This window comes from Veillonella sp. (assembly GCF_032470285.1).
Taxonomy (GTDB): Bacteria; Bacillota; Negativicutes; order Veillonellales; family Veillonellaceae; genus Veillonella.
The window spans coordinates 270,979-286,082 of record NZ_JAWEKP010000004.1; the positions used below are offsets into that span (position 1 = coordinate 270,979).

General features: G+C 38.8%; 16 protein-coding genes and 2 riboswitches. Of the genes, 14 read left to right on the forward strand and 2 right to left on the reverse strand.

The annotated features are described in order from the left end of the window. Nucleotides 1-25: 25 nt before the first annotated feature. The 8 genes from E7B10_RS06840 (at nt 26) to E7B10_RS06875 (ending at nt 6,636) form a co-directional block, all read left to right on the forward strand. A complete protein-coding gene (locus E7B10_RS06840; RefSeq protein WP_021147724.1) occupies nt 26-502 on the forward strand; it encodes a hypothetical protein in 477 nt (158 codons plus the stop codon). A gap of 259 nt (nt 503-761) precedes the next feature. After that, entirely contained in the window at nt 762-1,574 is an 813-nt protein-coding gene (locus E7B10_RS06845; RefSeq protein ID WP_004693860.1) for an amino acid ABC transporter substrate-binding protein, read from the forward strand. Nucleotides 1,575-1,697: 123 nt separating this feature from the next. After that, nucleotides 1,698-2,354 carry an amino acid ABC transporter permease gene (locus E7B10_RS06850; protein WP_004693858.1) on the forward strand — a complete coding sequence of 219 codons (657 nt, stop codon included), beginning with the start codon at nt 1,698-1,700 and terminating at the stop codon, nt 2,352-2,354. 152 nt (nt 2,355-2,506) lie between these two features. After that, nucleotides 2,507-3,262, forward strand: coding sequence for an amino acid ABC transporter ATP-binding protein (locus E7B10_RS06855; protein ID WP_004697945.1), 756 nt, complete (start codon nt 2,507-2,509; stop codon nt 3,260-3,262). 8 nt (nt 3,263-3,270) lie between these two features. Continuing rightward, nucleotides 3,271-4,542, forward strand: a complete 1,272-nt coding sequence (locus E7B10_RS06860; RefSeq protein WP_004697729.1) for a hypothetical protein — start codon at nt 3,271-3,273, stop codon at nt 4,540-4,542. 169 nt (nt 4,543-4,711) lie between these two features. Beyond that, nucleotides 4,712-5,158, forward strand: coding sequence for a universal stress protein (locus tag E7B10_RS06865; RefSeq protein ID WP_004693853.1), 447 nt, complete (start codon nt 4,712-4,714; stop codon nt 5,156-5,158). 192 nt (nt 5,159-5,350) lie between these two features. Further along, nucleotides 5,351-5,641, forward strand: coding sequence for a metalloregulator ArsR/SmtB family transcription factor (locus E7B10_RS06870; RefSeq protein WP_004693850.1), 291 nt, complete (start codon nt 5,351-5,353; stop codon nt 5,639-5,641). A gap of 119 nt (nt 5,642-5,760) precedes the next feature. Then, nucleotides 5,761-6,636, forward strand: coding sequence for a DMT family transporter (locus E7B10_RS06875; RefSeq protein ID WP_287510459.1), 876 nt, complete (start codon nt 5,761-5,763; stop codon nt 6,634-6,636). A gap of 57 nt (nt 6,637-6,693) precedes the next feature. Here E7B10_RS06875 and E7B10_RS06880 read toward each other — a convergent pair whose 3' ends face one another. After that, the gene (locus E7B10_RS06880; protein ID WP_008715395.1) at nt 6,694-7,683 is read right to left on the reverse strand and encodes an AEC family transporter; all 990 of its coding nucleotides are present in this window, start codon (nt 7,681-7,683) and stop codon (nt 6,694-6,696) included. A gap of 383 nt (nt 7,684-8,066) precedes the next feature. Between E7B10_RS06880 and modA the strand changes: the two genes are divergently transcribed. The 3 genes from modA to E7B10_RS06895 all read left to right on the forward strand — a co-directional run bounded on the left by modA (nt 8,067) and on the right by E7B10_RS06895 (nt 10,415). Next, nucleotides 8,067-8,855, forward strand: a complete 789-nt coding sequence (gene modA, locus E7B10_RS06885; RefSeq protein ID WP_008715397.1) for a molybdate ABC transporter substrate-binding protein — start codon at nt 8,067-8,069, stop codon at nt 8,853-8,855. Between the two features lie 253 nt (nt 8,856-9,108). Beyond that, entirely contained in the window at nt 9,109-9,777 is a 669-nt protein-coding gene (modB, locus tag E7B10_RS06890; RefSeq protein WP_287510458.1) for a molybdate ABC transporter permease subunit, read from the forward strand. A gap of 8 nt (nt 9,778-9,785) precedes the next feature. Beyond that, nucleotides 9,786-10,415, forward strand: a complete 630-nt coding sequence (locus E7B10_RS06895; RefSeq protein WP_038125778.1) for an ATP-binding cassette domain-containing protein — start codon at nt 9,786-9,788, stop codon at nt 10,413-10,415. Nucleotides 10,416-10,550: 135 nt separating this feature from the next. On the opposite strand, the gene cytX is transcribed toward E7B10_RS06895, so the two are convergent. Next, a complete protein-coding gene (cytX, locus tag E7B10_RS06900; RefSeq protein ID WP_060919418.1) occupies nt 10,551-11,750 on the reverse strand; it encodes a putative hydroxymethylpyrimidine transporter CytX in 1,200 nt (399 codons plus the stop codon). 52 nt (nt 11,751-11,802) lie between these two features. Further along, a riboswitch (TPP riboswitch) is annotated at nt 11,803-11,908 on the reverse strand. Between the two features lie 81 nt (nt 11,909-11,989). Beyond that, nucleotides 11,990-12,084: riboswitch (TPP riboswitch) on the forward strand. A 63-nt stretch (nt 12,085-12,147) separates the two neighbouring features. On the opposite strand from cytX, the gene thiW reads away from it, so the two are divergent. From thiW to thiM, 3 genes are read left to right on the forward strand one after another with little or no spacing between them, the layout of a single operon-like run. After that, nucleotides 12,148-12,627: an energy coupling factor transporter S component ThiW gene (gene thiW / locus E7B10_RS06905; protein ID WP_101928937.1), complete on the forward strand. Its 480-nt coding sequence runs from the start codon at nt 12,148-12,150 to the stop codon at nt 12,625-12,627. Next, nucleotides 12,627-13,460, forward strand: a complete 834-nt coding sequence (gene thiD / locus E7B10_RS06910) for a bifunctional hydroxymethylpyrimidine kinase/phosphomethylpyrimidine kinase (RefSeq protein WP_287510456.1) — start codon at nt 12,627-12,629, stop codon at nt 13,458-13,460. Before thiW ends, thiD begins: the two co-directional genes overlap by 1 nt. 13 nt (nt 13,461-13,473) lie before the next feature. After that, nucleotides 13,474-14,994 carry a hydroxyethylthiazole kinase gene (thiM, locus tag E7B10_RS06915; RefSeq protein ID WP_077708082.1) on the forward strand — a complete coding sequence of 507 codons (1,521 nt, stop codon included), beginning with the start codon at nt 13,474-13,476 and terminating at the stop codon, nt 14,992-14,994. The last annotated feature ends 110 nt before the right edge of the window (nt 14,995-15,104 follow it).

Below are 15,104 nucleotides of genomic sequence, written 5' to 3' on the forward strand. Positions count from 1 at the left end.
AGACTTTCAATTTGTGAGGTAAACCATGACGAAACAAGAGGCGATGGAACGCTTTTTATCAGGTGCCGTACAACAGAGCTTAGAAATACATCGTGGTATACAATGGACCGGTCGCATCATCGGTCTAGTTGCGTGTGCGTTGATTGTAAAATATATGCCCTCAGACTGGGCGGAACGTGTATGGTATTATCTGTTGTTGCTCGTGATATTATGGACCCTTCATAGATTAGGTGAAAGTCAAGCTTTTATCTGTGAAAAGGGCCTCGTGTTAAAACGTAGGCCTTTTTCTGTGAAAGAATACTTTCACAGTTTATTCTATGGGGATGAATATTTCGTCTTTGTTGATTATGAGCATATTATTGGATTCACTGAGGAATGGCGTGAGTTGCAAGCAATGAATGGTCATGGTGGGATCTATGTGATACCACTTGATCTGCATCAGGTGGCGTATAAGGATAAAATGGCGATGATTGAGGCTATCCATAAACATACGCAGTCATAAAGTGTAAGTACGAAGCGTCATATAATATAGGCATACAGAAATATAAATATAGGACTACAGAAACATAAAGCAAATGAATCTAGAATCATAAACTATATATGTGGAGAGTCTGTAAAATAAAAAATGCAAAATTCATCGAATTAACTATTTACAACTTTAACAAACTAAAGTATAATACAATCATTAAGTACGGAATCTAAATCTGTATTGAACATATTATTAAGTAGTAAATGGGCGATAATCGCCGTGGAGGATAGTTATGAATTGGAAAAAGATGATGGCCGTTGGCCTTGCAGCCGTGTCTATGATGGCATTTGTAACAGGTTGTGGTGGTGACGCTAAAAAAGCTAATACAGAATTGCCTAAGAAAGTTGTTATCGGTTTAGATGATAGTTTCCCTCCAATGGGCTTTAAAGATGAAAAAGGTGAAATCGTTGGCTTTGATATCGACATGGCTAAAGAAGCAGCTAAACGTGCTGGCATGGATGTAGAGTTCAAAGCTATCGACTGGTCTAGTAAAGAAGCGGAACTAAAATCAAAAAAAATTGATGCGTTGTGGAATGGCTTAACAGTTTCTCCTGAGCGGGAGAAAAATATTTTGTTCTCCAATACATATATGAAGGATAAACAATATGTCATTGTTCGTAATGACGATGATTCCATTAAAGGTAAAGCCGATTTAGCTGGTAAGGTAGTAGGCGTGCAACAAGCTAGTACTGGTGAAGCAGCATTGCAAAACGACCCAAGCGGTAAGACGGTTAAAGAAACAAAATCCTATGCGGATTTTGTAAGTGCATTTATGGATCTTGGTATTGGTCGTGTTGATGCGGTTATTGCTGACGGTGTAATCGCTCGTTATCTTATGACAAAAGAACCTGGTAAATACAAAATCGTAGAAGGTACTGACTACGGCGTTGATAATTTCGCTGTTGGTTTCCGCAAAGATGATACTGCTTTGCGTGACAAAATTAATGGTATCTTAGCTGAAATGAAAAAAGACGGTACTGCTGATAAAATTGCTGAAAAATGGTTAGGCTCAGGCGCAGACTTAGATAAGAGCGATGCTAAATAGTACAATTCGTGATATACTAATAGTACTATGGTCAGTAGGTACAACTGATAATTAAAGAACGAAATGTACACTAGAGAAGCGGCCAGATGGCCCTTCTCTAGTCGTGTTTTGAAGGAGTCTTTCATGTTAGATTATTTATTGCAGATTATCCCAACCATCGCTGATGGTTTAAAGGTAACCGTATCGCTATTCTGTATTGTATGGATTTTATCTATTCCTGGCGGCATTTTAATGGCTATGTTACGCCTATCTAAATTGCCTTTAGTAGATAAGCTTGTCGATGCTTTCGTATATTTAATGCGGGGCACACCGTTGATGCTACAAATTTTATTCGTCTATTATGCATTACCAATCATCACAGACGGTGCCATTCAAATGGATGATGCGACGGCAGCAGTTCTTACCTTCGTATTAAACTACGCAGCTTATTTATGTGAGATTTTCCGTGGGGGTATTCAATCTATCTCTCGAGGTCAGTACGAAGGGGCGAAGGTGCTTGGTTTTACCTATGCACAAACTATGCGTAAGATCATCTTGCCACAAATGTTTAAACGTGTATTGCCTCCTCTTGCGAATGAGACGATTAACTTATTGAAAGATACATCTCTCGTGTATGTATTGGCGATGAATGATATCTTGCGTATTACAAAATCTATCGTACAACGTGACTTTGATATTTCTGCATTCCTCGTGGCAGCATTATTCTACTTGATCTTTACCTTTATTTTAACGAATATCTTCAACTACTTAGAACGAAGATTTGCTGTATACGAAGATTAATCTAATTCTATGATAGTTTGTCGTATATAATGATATAGCTAGTTTTATAGGTGAGATACTTTTATTTGATGCTATAGATGCGATTTTGTAGATGAGATATCTTTACTTGAGGTGCTGGTTATATACTTAATATGACGACGTAAGAGGTACTTATGACATTTGTAAATATGGAGCGTATTGAAAAACGCTTTAATAATCAATCAGTATTGCGCGATGTGTCGCTTAAAATGAATAGAGGAGAAATCGTTTCTATTATTGGACCTTCTGGTTCAGGTAAATCCACATTTTTACGCTGCTTGGGCCAGTTAGAAACAATTGATGGAGGCTCTATTACCGTTGATGGTACGGTTCTTGCTAGTACTGAAAATGGGGTTGTAAAATATGCTTCTCCTCAAACTCAGCATGAATTATTGCTTCGTATGGGGATGGTATTCCAATCTTTTAACTTGTTCCCACATATGACGGTATTAGATAATATTATGATTGCTCCACGTATGGTAAAAGGTATGAAAGATGATGAAATCTCACCGATTGCAGAGCAACTACTCAATAAAGTAGGGTTATGGGAAAAACGTAATATGTATCCATCTCGCTTGTCTGGTGGTCAGCAACAGCGTGTAGCTATTGCTCGTGCGTTAGCGATGAATCCTGAAATCATGCTATTTGATGAACCTACATCTGCTCTCGATCCAGAGCTTACTGGTGAGGTCCTTAAGACGATTAAACAATTGGCGGACGATCACATGACGATGATTATCGTAACCCATGAAATGAACTTTGCTCGTGAAGTATCGGATCGTGTTATCTTTATGGCTGATGGTGTTATTCAAGAAGAAGGAACACCAGAACAAATTTTTAGTCATCCGCAGAACGAAAGAACGAAAGCGTTCTTGGATAATATGTTATAGGAGGTTCTATGAAGTTACGTTTATTTGCGGCAACCTTAGCTGTCATGGCTTTGGGAACGACTTCTATTATGGCGGAAGGTTTACAGAAGACGCCTGATATACCTTTATCTATTGTGGAATCTCAGAAGGATTCCGCATCTATTTTGCCAGAACAATACAAATCCTATGCTACTAAGATGAACACGGTGGTGAAGGATTACAAAAATGGTTATATGTTCTCGATTCCTTGGCGTGTAGCTGATGGCGTTATGTTAGATATGGACGTGCGTAGTGAAAGCGAACATATTCAAGGGTATTCCTTCAATTTAGCGGGCCCTACGCAAGAGGATTCCTATACAGTATCTTTTACTAAGCGCAATAATACACCACAAGAAGGAATATCTCAAAAAGAATGGAATACAACTTGGTATGGTGTACCTATTAAGGGCATGTCTAATGAGGAGTATTTAAATATCTGGCGCCAACATAGCAATAACTTTGAGCATAATGATATTGTTGGTGGGTTCTTTGCTAAGAAAGGTGCAGTTTCCGCACGCTGGGATAAGAGTACACCAAAATCTTATGCAGATATGACATCTACAGAGCCGGTTCAGTCTGTATTTGAAGCAGAATTTATCATGGAGAAAGATCCAACTCATCGGTACAATTTGTCTAGTACGTATGCACCTGTTCGTGCAGAGTTTATGGAGCTAGGTTTGATGGAGCATACAATCCCATCCTTTGAATTGATCAATAAGCGCGGTTCTAATGCTATTAAAGGGGTAAAAAAAATATTAACCGGCACAAGCGATATCAGTGTAGCTGAGGGCATCAAGTTTGCTTATCCAAAAGGCTTCACCCGTCTTAATGAAAAGGGCAAGATTGCTTTTACCAAACATAATATACGCCTTGATATTGAGTCTTTTACAATCCCTGTACAAGCTGTCAGCTCCGGTATGCCAACTATGATGGCTAAGCAGATGCTTGGTGATTATTATCTTAAACAATTGGTTGATGTGAACAAGGCCACGATTACTCGTTATGAAACGCATATCATTGACGGTAATGTGATGTTCTATTTGGCGGGCCATATGAAAAATCCAAATACATCTGATACATCTGTAGCGGAACCAGTATCCTTTGGTGCAACAATTATTCTTGGCAATGAAGGTAATGTAGCAGTAGCTCGAATGATTGGTCCATCCACTAGCAATCTTGCTACTCAGGAACTTATAGATATATTAGATGGTTTTAAATTGACTACTACACTTAATACAAATCAATCGTCTCAGGTTCTTTAATATACGCATAATATTCTTTTATTTGTATAATTCTGTACGATTTGTGCTATAATGTAATAAATCCTCAGAAAAAAGAGGAGTTTTCCTTGATGGTCTAGAATATATTAGTATAGGCTAAACGATATTTGATCATATCCCCTTTGAGGGATTAGGAATAGGAGGGGTTATTATGGTTACCTACAAAACTATTGTCGTACCTACTGATGGTTCTGAAAATGCTAAACGTGCGTTGGAACATGCTCTCGCTGTAGCGGATCGCAACCAAGCTGAATTGATTGTTGTTCACGTTGCAAATATTGTGTCTGCTATTTCCAATTTTGATCAAACACCAATTTCTGGTGGATATGTATCTGAGCAAATTGCTGAGGATATGGAAGAAACTGGTAAGGAAATTCTTAATGATGTAGTGAAAGAAATTCCTGCAGGCGTAAAAGTTAAAAGCGTATTTGAAGTTGGCTCCCCTGGACCTGCACTACTTGCAGTGGCAAAAAAATATAATGCTGATCTCATCGTAATGGGTAGCCGTGGTCTTGGCCCTTTGAAAGGCTTATTCATGGGTAGCGTAAGTAGCTATGTAACTAGCCACTCCACTTGCCCTGTATTGATCATTAAATAATTTATATCTTATATCTTATATAGATATGATAAAAAAAGAGACTTTGGTTTCTCAAAGTCTCTTTTTTATGTTAAAAATGATATAATGTCTATATGTATGCCATACATATTGGTGTTATACGTTAAGACGTATCGATTAGTGACATAGAAGAGCTACAAAAAAGAATGGATAGGATTAAAAAAGGGGGATTATATGACCGACAAACAAGAATCATTGCTGAAGCTAGCAGAACTGTTTAAAATCTTGGGTGATCCTACACGCCTTAAAATAGTAGAGCTATTACTAGAAAATGAAATGTGTGTTAATCACATTGCAGAAACCATGGAGATGGGACAATCTGCTATTTCTCATCAATTGCGTGTATTGCGCCAAGCGCGCCTTGTTACATATCGTAAAGATGGGAAAACAGCATATTATTCTCTAAACGATGATCATGTTGAATGTTTAGTTCGCATGGGGATGGAACACGTAGCTCATCAATAATTTAAATTTTTTATAATGAACACATTTCGTCCTACTTAGGATGAAATGTGTTTTTATATTTTATATATTTTATTTGAGTTGTATTTGATTATGGAGAAGTATATAAAGTGAATCTGTTAATGAAAAATATAGGAATATTAGTGGTATTTTTAGCTACTGTATTCCTATCAACAAAATCTATATGGGCAAAACTAATTTATTTAGATTCACTGAGCCCCTTGAATGTTCTTGTGTGTAGGGCTGTTTTATCATTACCTTTTTTTCTTATACCAATGATTCGTTTTGATTGGAATAGCGTGAATAAAAGTAAGGTTTTTAAATACTCATTTTTTGGAGCTATTCTTTATTTATCTTCATCTATAGCTGACTTTATAGGATTATTATATATATCTGCCTCATTAGAACGTGCCGTTCTATTTACATTTCCAATTTACGTTTTTCTGTTATCTTCAGATTTATCACGCATTACATTTTCAAAAGTAGTTCTAATTGTATCTACTGTGCTAGGCTTAGCAATTATGTTTAATCCTACCGTTGATAACCACCTTACAGATACTTTAATAGGTATTTCACTAGTTTTACTTTCTGCCATTTTTTGGGCGTTGTTTATTATTTATAGTAAGAGGGCTGTTTCGAATATTAGTTCTACTATTTTTACCAGTACTTATATGTGTATAACTACAGTACTTTTACTTCTCGGCTTTATAATTGATAGCAAAAATTTTACTACATTTTCAACACTCCAAACACATACTATGATTTATTTAGTATTTTTGGCCATTTTTTGTTCTATCATTCCTTCATACTTGATGTCTTTTGGTCTTAAAAGAATTAATGCATCTCTTGCAGCCGTTATTAGTGCAATGGGACCAATAGTTACTTTAGCTTTAGATGTAGTTATTCTTAATCATAATTTAGCCTTGAATGAAATTATTGGTGCTATAATTGTTACAGCTTGTGTAACTTGTTTAACAAGGCTAAATGCTAAGGCATAAAAAATCACTCATAGTCATATGGCTATGAGTGATTTTTTATAACTATGATTTTTTATTTTAATATAATGGGAATAGATAATAGGCTATAGTAATAAACAGTGGCATAGTTATAGCGGATAAAATAGTTGTGCCCATTACGATTTGTGTAGCATATTCTGGATTATTCTTCATTTCAATAGCAATAAGAGACATATTGATAGCCGTAGGTACGCTGTAGGTTATGATGATGGTTTGTGCCGCTATTGGATGCATAGGACCGTAGAACATAATGAATAGTATGGTAATACCAGCGGCTATGAGTGGACTTACAATGAGCCGTAATGTAGTAGCAAGCATGACATCCATCTTAAAGAAGTTTAGCGGTGTTCTATTAATTTGAACACCCAAGGCAATCATAGCGACGCCAACGAAAGCATTGGCAAATATATTGAGCGGTGCAAAGAAGAAGAGACCGTGTAAATCGAAAGGGAGTAGGTGGCAAAGTAGCGCCAGTGGGATAGCATATACCATGGGCATGTGGAATACGACTTTTAGTGCATCCCGAGGGGTTAATCGTCCTGCTCCCGCTTGGTAGAAACCGTAGGTATTACTGCTAATAGTTTGTATGATCATGATAGATACAACACTCACTAAACCTAGATTAGCATAGGGGGTAGCACCATCGATGACGTATGGAATGTTAGTAAATACAAAGATAGCAAGGGCGACACCCATATTCCCAACGTTATTAAACATAACGCAGTTTTTTAAGGTTGCAATCTTAGCCACATCATATCCTTGCATCTTACCTACCACATCTGAAAGGATGGAGTTTAATATGAGTACACAGAGCGCGCAGAATACAATCTCCAAAGTACCTGAGTTAAGTTTAGCTTCATACATCGCTCGAAATATAAAGGTAGGTAACAATATATAAAAGTTTAGTTTACTCAGCGTATATAGATCGAGTTTAAATCTTCTATCTAATATAAATCCCACGCCTATAAGTACTAAGATAGGGACCATAGAATTCATAAAAATATGGCCTACTAATTCGAATAGATTCATCATCTCACCTAGAGTTTTTCTTTAATATATTAGTTAATATATAAGGCATAGTTTTAATTAATCGTATAACTATATGTAGTAAATATACAGTTGTTTTATATAAGCTGTAAGTGAATAAGTTTTTTAAAATATTTTTATCCTTTGTAGTATTATCATACCATAGTATCTATTGTTTGGGGCTTAGAAATTTATCGATTATAATTACTTATCATAATCATCAGAAATATCTATGCAATATGTGATTTTGGATATACGACTTTAACCATCGATTTATAGTATAATATGAATATATTGTATATTTTAGTTTGTTAGTACACGAGGTGTCTCTAGGTGTTACCATAGCTTTTACAGTGTGGCGTTTTAAGGGATGCACAGGAGGAATTATGAAACGAATTTTATTAGTGTTAATGAGCGTTTTCATGCTTGCCTTTTTAGTCGGTTGTGGCAATGATGCAAGTAAACCAGCTGAGTCAGCTAAACCAAGCACATCTGAAAAGATTACTGTACAAGCTGCAGCAAGCCTCAAAGGTGCTCTTACAGAATTGGCTGATGCTTACAAAAAAAGCCATAACTTAGCGGATGATCAAATCGCTATTAACTTCGCTGGTTCTGGTACATTACGTCAACAAATCGAACAAGGTGCACCAGCTAGTTTATTTATTTCTGCTGACGAGAAAAATATGAAAATGTTACAAGAAAAAGATTTGGTAACTGATGTAAAACCATTCGTAACTAATGAACTCGTTCTCGTAGTTCCAAAAGGTCAACCTAAGGTTGAGCTAAATCAAATCGCTACAGTAAAGCGTATCGTATTGGGCAATCCTGAAACAGTACCAGCTGGTAACTATGGTAAACAAGTATTAACAAAACTAGGCGTTTGGGAACAGGTAGAACCTAATGTAGTATACGCTAAAGATGTAAAAGCTGTAACAGCTTCCATTAGCCAAGGTGCTGGAGATGCTGGTTTCATCTATAAAACTGATGCTATCGCAGCTGGTGATGCAGTTGAAATCTCTGCTGTAACACCTGCTGACTCTCATGATCCAGTTATCTATCCAATCGGTATTATCAAAAAATATGACAACGCGTTGGCAAAAGACTTCTACCAATACGTAATGAGCCCAGAAGGCCAAAAAGTGTTAGAAAAATACGGTTTCTCTACTTCTAAATAAGAGTAAAACGCTAGCTTTCAGGGCTAGCGTTTTCTTATGATACAATAGAGACATTATTGGTATTACTAATAACATTATTTCTAAGGGTATGCTATTTTTAACTGTATGTAATTTCTAGCTCATTTGTAGTGATGACTGTTAAATAATCTAGCATATGATATGATTTTAGGCATATAATTTGCTTAAAAATATTTTGGGACTAATGGATATAGCACATATTGTAGAGTTATTCTGTATAGAAAGGGGGCGTGACATGAGTCCATTATGGCTATCACTATGGGTAGCAAGTATAGCTCTTATTATAGTTATTTTAAGTGGTTTAGCCGCATGTTATTGGATGAATCGCTGTAAATGGAGTGGCATGGCTATTATTGATGCACTTATTACCTTGCCGCTTGTATTGCCACCAGTTGTTGTTGGCTTTGCTCTTCTCATGGTGTTTACGCCAGGCTATGCCTTTGGTGCATGGCTTGAAGCTCATGATATGAGTGTTGTTTTTGCTGCATCCGGTGCCGTGATAGCCTCCTCTGTAATTGCATTTCCGCTGTTTTATCAAACGGTGCGTTCAGCATTGCAATCCGTCGATCATAATATGGAGGACGTAGCGCGTACATTAGGTGCTTCAGAGTTACGTATCTTTTTTACTATCTCCGTACCACTCGCTTGGAAAGGCATTTTGACGGGCAGTATCTTAGCCTTCTGTCGTGCTATGGGCGAGTTCGGTGCTACCATTTTGATTGCAGGCAATATTCCAAAGGTAACGCGCACCATGCCACTTGCTATCTACTCTTACGTAGAGGCAGGACAGTACATGGATGCTTTTGAATTAGTTATCTATATTTGTGTGCTCACATTGGCATTGTTGAGTGGGATTCACCTCATCACAAAGGGGTCCTTGTTCCGTCACATTGATAATAATTAGGAGGTCCGATGATTACATTTTCCTTTACCGTAGCTAGACCTTCTGTGACTGTGAAAGCCGATGGGGTACTTCCTTCTGGTATTACCGTTTTGACAGGTCAATCTGGCAGTGGTAAAAGTACTTTCATTAAATGCATTGCAGGACTGGTAAAACCCACTACAGGTAGTATTCACTGTAATGAAACAACGTGGGTGGATCGAGATAATAAGATTTGGGTTCCCGCTCAAAAACGTCAGGTAGGCTATATGCCACAAGGCAACATCGTATTCCCTCATTTGTCTGTGGAACATAATATTACCTATAGCAAACGAGGCACACCTGACATGTGCAATAGTCTATTGCAGCGTTTAAGCCTTGAGAAATATCGCAAAACGAAGGCTGGCAGTCTGTCTGGTGGCGAACAGCAACGAGTTGCTTTGGGACGTGCGCTCTACTCTAAACCGACTATCTTGCTTCTTGATGAGCCTTTATCTGCTTTAGATTGGAACTTGCGAAAGCATGTGCGCGAAGATTTGGTGTCCATTATTCGCGAGTGGGATGTACCTTGTGTATGGGTTACCCATGATGAAAGCGAAGCCGAAATGGTTGGAGATCGGCACTGGACCTGTGAAGAAGGCCAAATTCAAATATCTAAATAACAATAATGTAAATAAAAGAATCTAAATAACAAAACCCCTTCATACGAGTTATTGCTCCTAAAGGGGTTTTATTGTTTATATAGCAGTTCCTATTTAGTTAGTCTCCTATCTTGGATGCTTGTTGTATATATCCTATTATGGTTGTTTAACTTCTGTAGAGACCTTTACTGCTTTACTTACGAAACCAATGATAGTAGTTATGATAAAGGCCATTGTAAAGGCTGGTAATGTAGCACCTACGGTGCTTTCACTGTGTAACATATAGTGATATAAACCGACCGATACAGCCCAAATTGTGCCGCGTACTAAAAAAGCCGATAGAGTTTGCACTTGTTGACGATTCATAAAGTAGTCCGCTAGCAAGATGGCAATCATTGGGGTAAAGACAGATCCGATGAGGTATAAGAAGTCTGTAATATCGTCCATCGGATACAAGATAGCTGCAATAGTGCCAACGATGGTAACAATAACTGCAATGCCCTTACTAGATGCACTATTATAGATAGTCGTACTAGAAACACCTGCAGAGTAAGCGTCCATAAAGGTTGTAGTAACGGTAGAGAAGATAATAACGATGAGTCCAGCAAGACCAAGTCCTGCATTCATCATGATAGTAATGATGGAGTCGCCACCGCCAAAAATAGCGGCACTAAGACCTAAGGTATACATGACGATACTCGTTACCGTGTAGACCGTAGCACTTGTGAGTGATGCGGTGAAAGGATGTTTACTTTCACGGGTATAATCACTGATGAGAGGTAGCCAAGATAGTGGCATGGCAATAGATAACTCAAGAGCAGCGATGAAACTCATGTTTCCGCTAGTTAGAAGGCCACCTTCACTAGGCCACTGCGATATCATGTGCGTGCCCATGTAGAGGGTGAGGCCTAGCAATAGAATAGATACGATGGCTTGAATATAGCCCGTATTGTGGAGGCCGATGAAGAGCCACAAAATGACGAGGGCCCCGATGGCAATGGTCCAAATCATAGGTGATAGAGGTGCCAGTGCTTGTAAGGCTAACATGGCATCGTAAATCATGATGCTGGTCCAACCGATGAGCTGGAGCATATTTAAAAAGGCAAAGCCCTTTGCCCCTAGTGGGCCAAAGCTAAAGGCTGTCGTGTTCATACTGCCTTGCCGCAAGCGGCCACCGATGAGTCCCGCACCAAATAGCAGGATGCCGCCGATAATATGACCTAAGATGATGGCATAGAGACCTTGTGTAAGTCCTAAGGGGGCCAGATAGGTACCGGTCATAATTTCCGCAATCGATAAAGCGGCACCGAACCATATCATGGCAAATTGTGGTTGCGTGATGTGTGTATTTTTCATACGTCCTCCTTGCCAGGAAGTCATAGAAAAAGCCGAGCTCACAGGAACTCGACCATTAATCCTCTATGTTCCCTACGTTGGCATTATCCAAATCAGGTTATGGGTTAAAGCTTTAGCTTACTCTCAGCCCACTCGTGTGAGCACCCCATTATGGCTTCATTATACGAGGTGCTACGGGAACCGTCAATTATTTTGTTGCATAGATTGTATAATAATGTTATAACTAGATTATAAAAATATATTGCCACTAGGGGTGCTTTTGCTGAGATTGACCATTCAAAACCCTAGACCTGATCCAGATAATACTGGCGTAGGGAAGTGGAATGAAACATGATACCAAACTATTACGAGACCATTCCATTTGAGGTGGTCTCATTTTTATTTACTTGGAGGTATTATGAAAAAAATGATTATTGCTAGCATATGTGTGGCCTTAGGTGTCGTCTTATCGACTACGTCGATTCCTATTGGCCCTGCTCGTATTTTTCCATTTCAACATATGATAAATGTAATCTTAGCCGTTATAGTTGGGGCGAGATTCTCTGTAGGCGCAGCCTTTAGTACTTCTTGCTTACGTAATGTACTAGCACTAGGCTCTCCATTAGCCTTTCCAGGTAGTATGATTGGCGCTTGGTTATCTGCGTATTTATATAAAAAATACAACGCCATCTGGGCAGCGGCTTTAGGCGAAATCATTGGCACTGGACTTATTGGTGCTCTTGTAAGTTATCCAATTGCTCATTTCCTACTAGGCAAACCATTGGCATTGTTGACCTTGATTACATCCTTTTCCATGAGCTCTATCGGAGGTGCTTGCATTGGCTTTGTAGTATTACAAATCTTATCTCGACGTAATCTGTTACACAAGGAGGCATAATGAAACTACATACTGCATTAACAATTGCCGGTACTGACCCTAGTGGTGGCGCTGGCATTATGGCTGATTTAAAATCCTTCCAAAGTCGAAATGTATACGGCATGGCCGTTGTTACTTCTGTGGTGGCTCAAAATACAACGGGTGTACATCACGTAGAACACCTATCGCTAGAAAGCATAGAAAAACAGTTACACGATGTATATTCAGATATTACACCACAAGCCGTTAAGACGGGCATGATTGCTTTACCAGAGATGATGGATCTCATTTATCCTTATGTAAGTAAGAACATCCCTTATGTGATGGATCCAGTTATGATTGCCACCAGCGGTGATCGACTTGTATCGGATGAGGCTGTCGATTTCTTAAAATCTAAACTCATTCCGGTCGCCACAGTCATTACACCTAATCGTAGCGAGGCAGAGGTGTTAGCGGACATGTCTATCTCTTGTAAAAGTGACATCACAACAGCTGCTAACCGTATTTTACGTGAATTAGGACCTCAAGTGGTCATCATTAAAGGTGGGCATATTGGAGATGATGCAACGGATTATGCTTTCACCAAAGATGGAGATATGCATACGTGGACAAGCCCTAAATATGATACTGTTCATACTCACGGTACGGGTTGTACCTTCTCGGCGGTTATTACGGCAGAGCTAGCGAAAGGGCGTGATGTAATGGATGCCATTGGTATTGCAAAGAACTATATTGCATTGGCTATTAAGCATAATCCAGCACTTGGAAATGGCTGTGGACCTGTTAATCATATGGCTTATGGGTTATTGGTAAATGGCCCTCAAACGATGGATGAACTTTTGAAAAATGACTAGAGGAGATAGTTATATGACCTACAACAATCCAAATATAAATGGTTCAAATTGGTCCGAACTGAATATATTAGAGTCTCTACGCAAAAAAAATCCTCTTGTTATTTGTATTACCAATGATGTGGTGCGGACCTTTACAGCTAACGGTTTGCTAGCCATCGGTGCATCACCCGTGATGAGTGAGTGTAGCGAAGACTTAAAAGACCTTATCGTTCATGCTTCTGCACTGCTCATCAATATTGGGACCGTTACACCAGATAAGGTTACTTATTACAAAGAGGCTGTTAAATTAGCGAAGGCTCATGAGGTACCCATTATACTAGACCCTGTGGGTTGTCACGCCGGGGCTTATCGATTATCTGTTGTTTTAGACTTGATTAAAACTGGTGCTATTTCGTTGCTACGAGGGAACCAAAGTGAAATTAAAGCCATCTATGATGCTCTTAATACAAATCATAAGATTGATAGTTCTCTTTCGGGTAAGGGTGTAGATGGAGAACAAGTTGAGGATAGCGCAATTATAACGTATCGTCTTGCACGCCAAATTAACTGTCCTGTCGTCGCAACGGGGGAAGAGGACTACGTTTCTGATGGAACTCGCGTATTTGCAGTTCCTCATGGTCACTCAATCATGACAGCGGTAACAGGGACCGGCTGTCTATTAGGAGCTGTCTTAGCTGCATTCTTTAGTTCCTATTATCCATTTATGGATAACCTGTCTATCGGTGAGTTTCTTGCGTATGCACTGGCTTACTATGGACTTGCTGGTGAAAGTGCGGTTAAGGTGAGCGGTGTAAAACCTGGCATCTTTAGTGTGGCATTTATGGATGCCTTATATGAATTCGATGATGCGATGCTTTTATCTAAAAATCGAATACGCCCCGTAGTTGTACCTGATCAATTAAAGGTATATTTTATTAGTGGTACACAGGATGTAGGATTTAATGAAAGACATTTATTGGACACTGTTGAAGCTGCTTGTCGGGGTGGCGTTACATGCTTTCAGTTTAGAGAGAAGGGCATAGGAACATTAGAAGGACAACAGAAACTAGAATTAGCTCAGCAGTTAAAAGAAATTTGTGCTATGTATAATGTGCTTTATATTATTAATGACGATGTAGACTTAGCAGTGGCTGTTAATGCTGATGGTGTTCACGTAGGACAAGAGGATATGCGTTTAGAAGACGTTCGTAATCTTGTAGGAAATAAGGTTGTTGGTATATCCATTCATTCTGTGGAGGAACTTCATAAGACTGATGTAGTGTATGCAGATTGTGTCGGTGTAGGTCCTATGTATGCTACAAGTAGCAAACCTGATGCACAAGAGCCATGCGGACCAGATTGTATTACTGAGTTACGAGCAGAAGGCTTAACATTACCTTGTGTTGGTATAGGTGGGATTACGTTAGCTAACGCAACGCCTGTTTTGCAAGCTGGTGCCAGTGGAGTAGCCGTAATATCTGCTATTGCTCATGCAGATAATCCATATGAAGCAGCAGAAGAATTTAAAAATTTAGTAGATAAAATAAAAATCTAGCAAAAGAATGCAAAAAGGGGCTGTAACAGAATACGGTTTTACCGCATTCTAGTTGCAGTCCCTTTAAAATATAAGAAACACCAAGAAAATTAGATTTGTAAAATCGTATG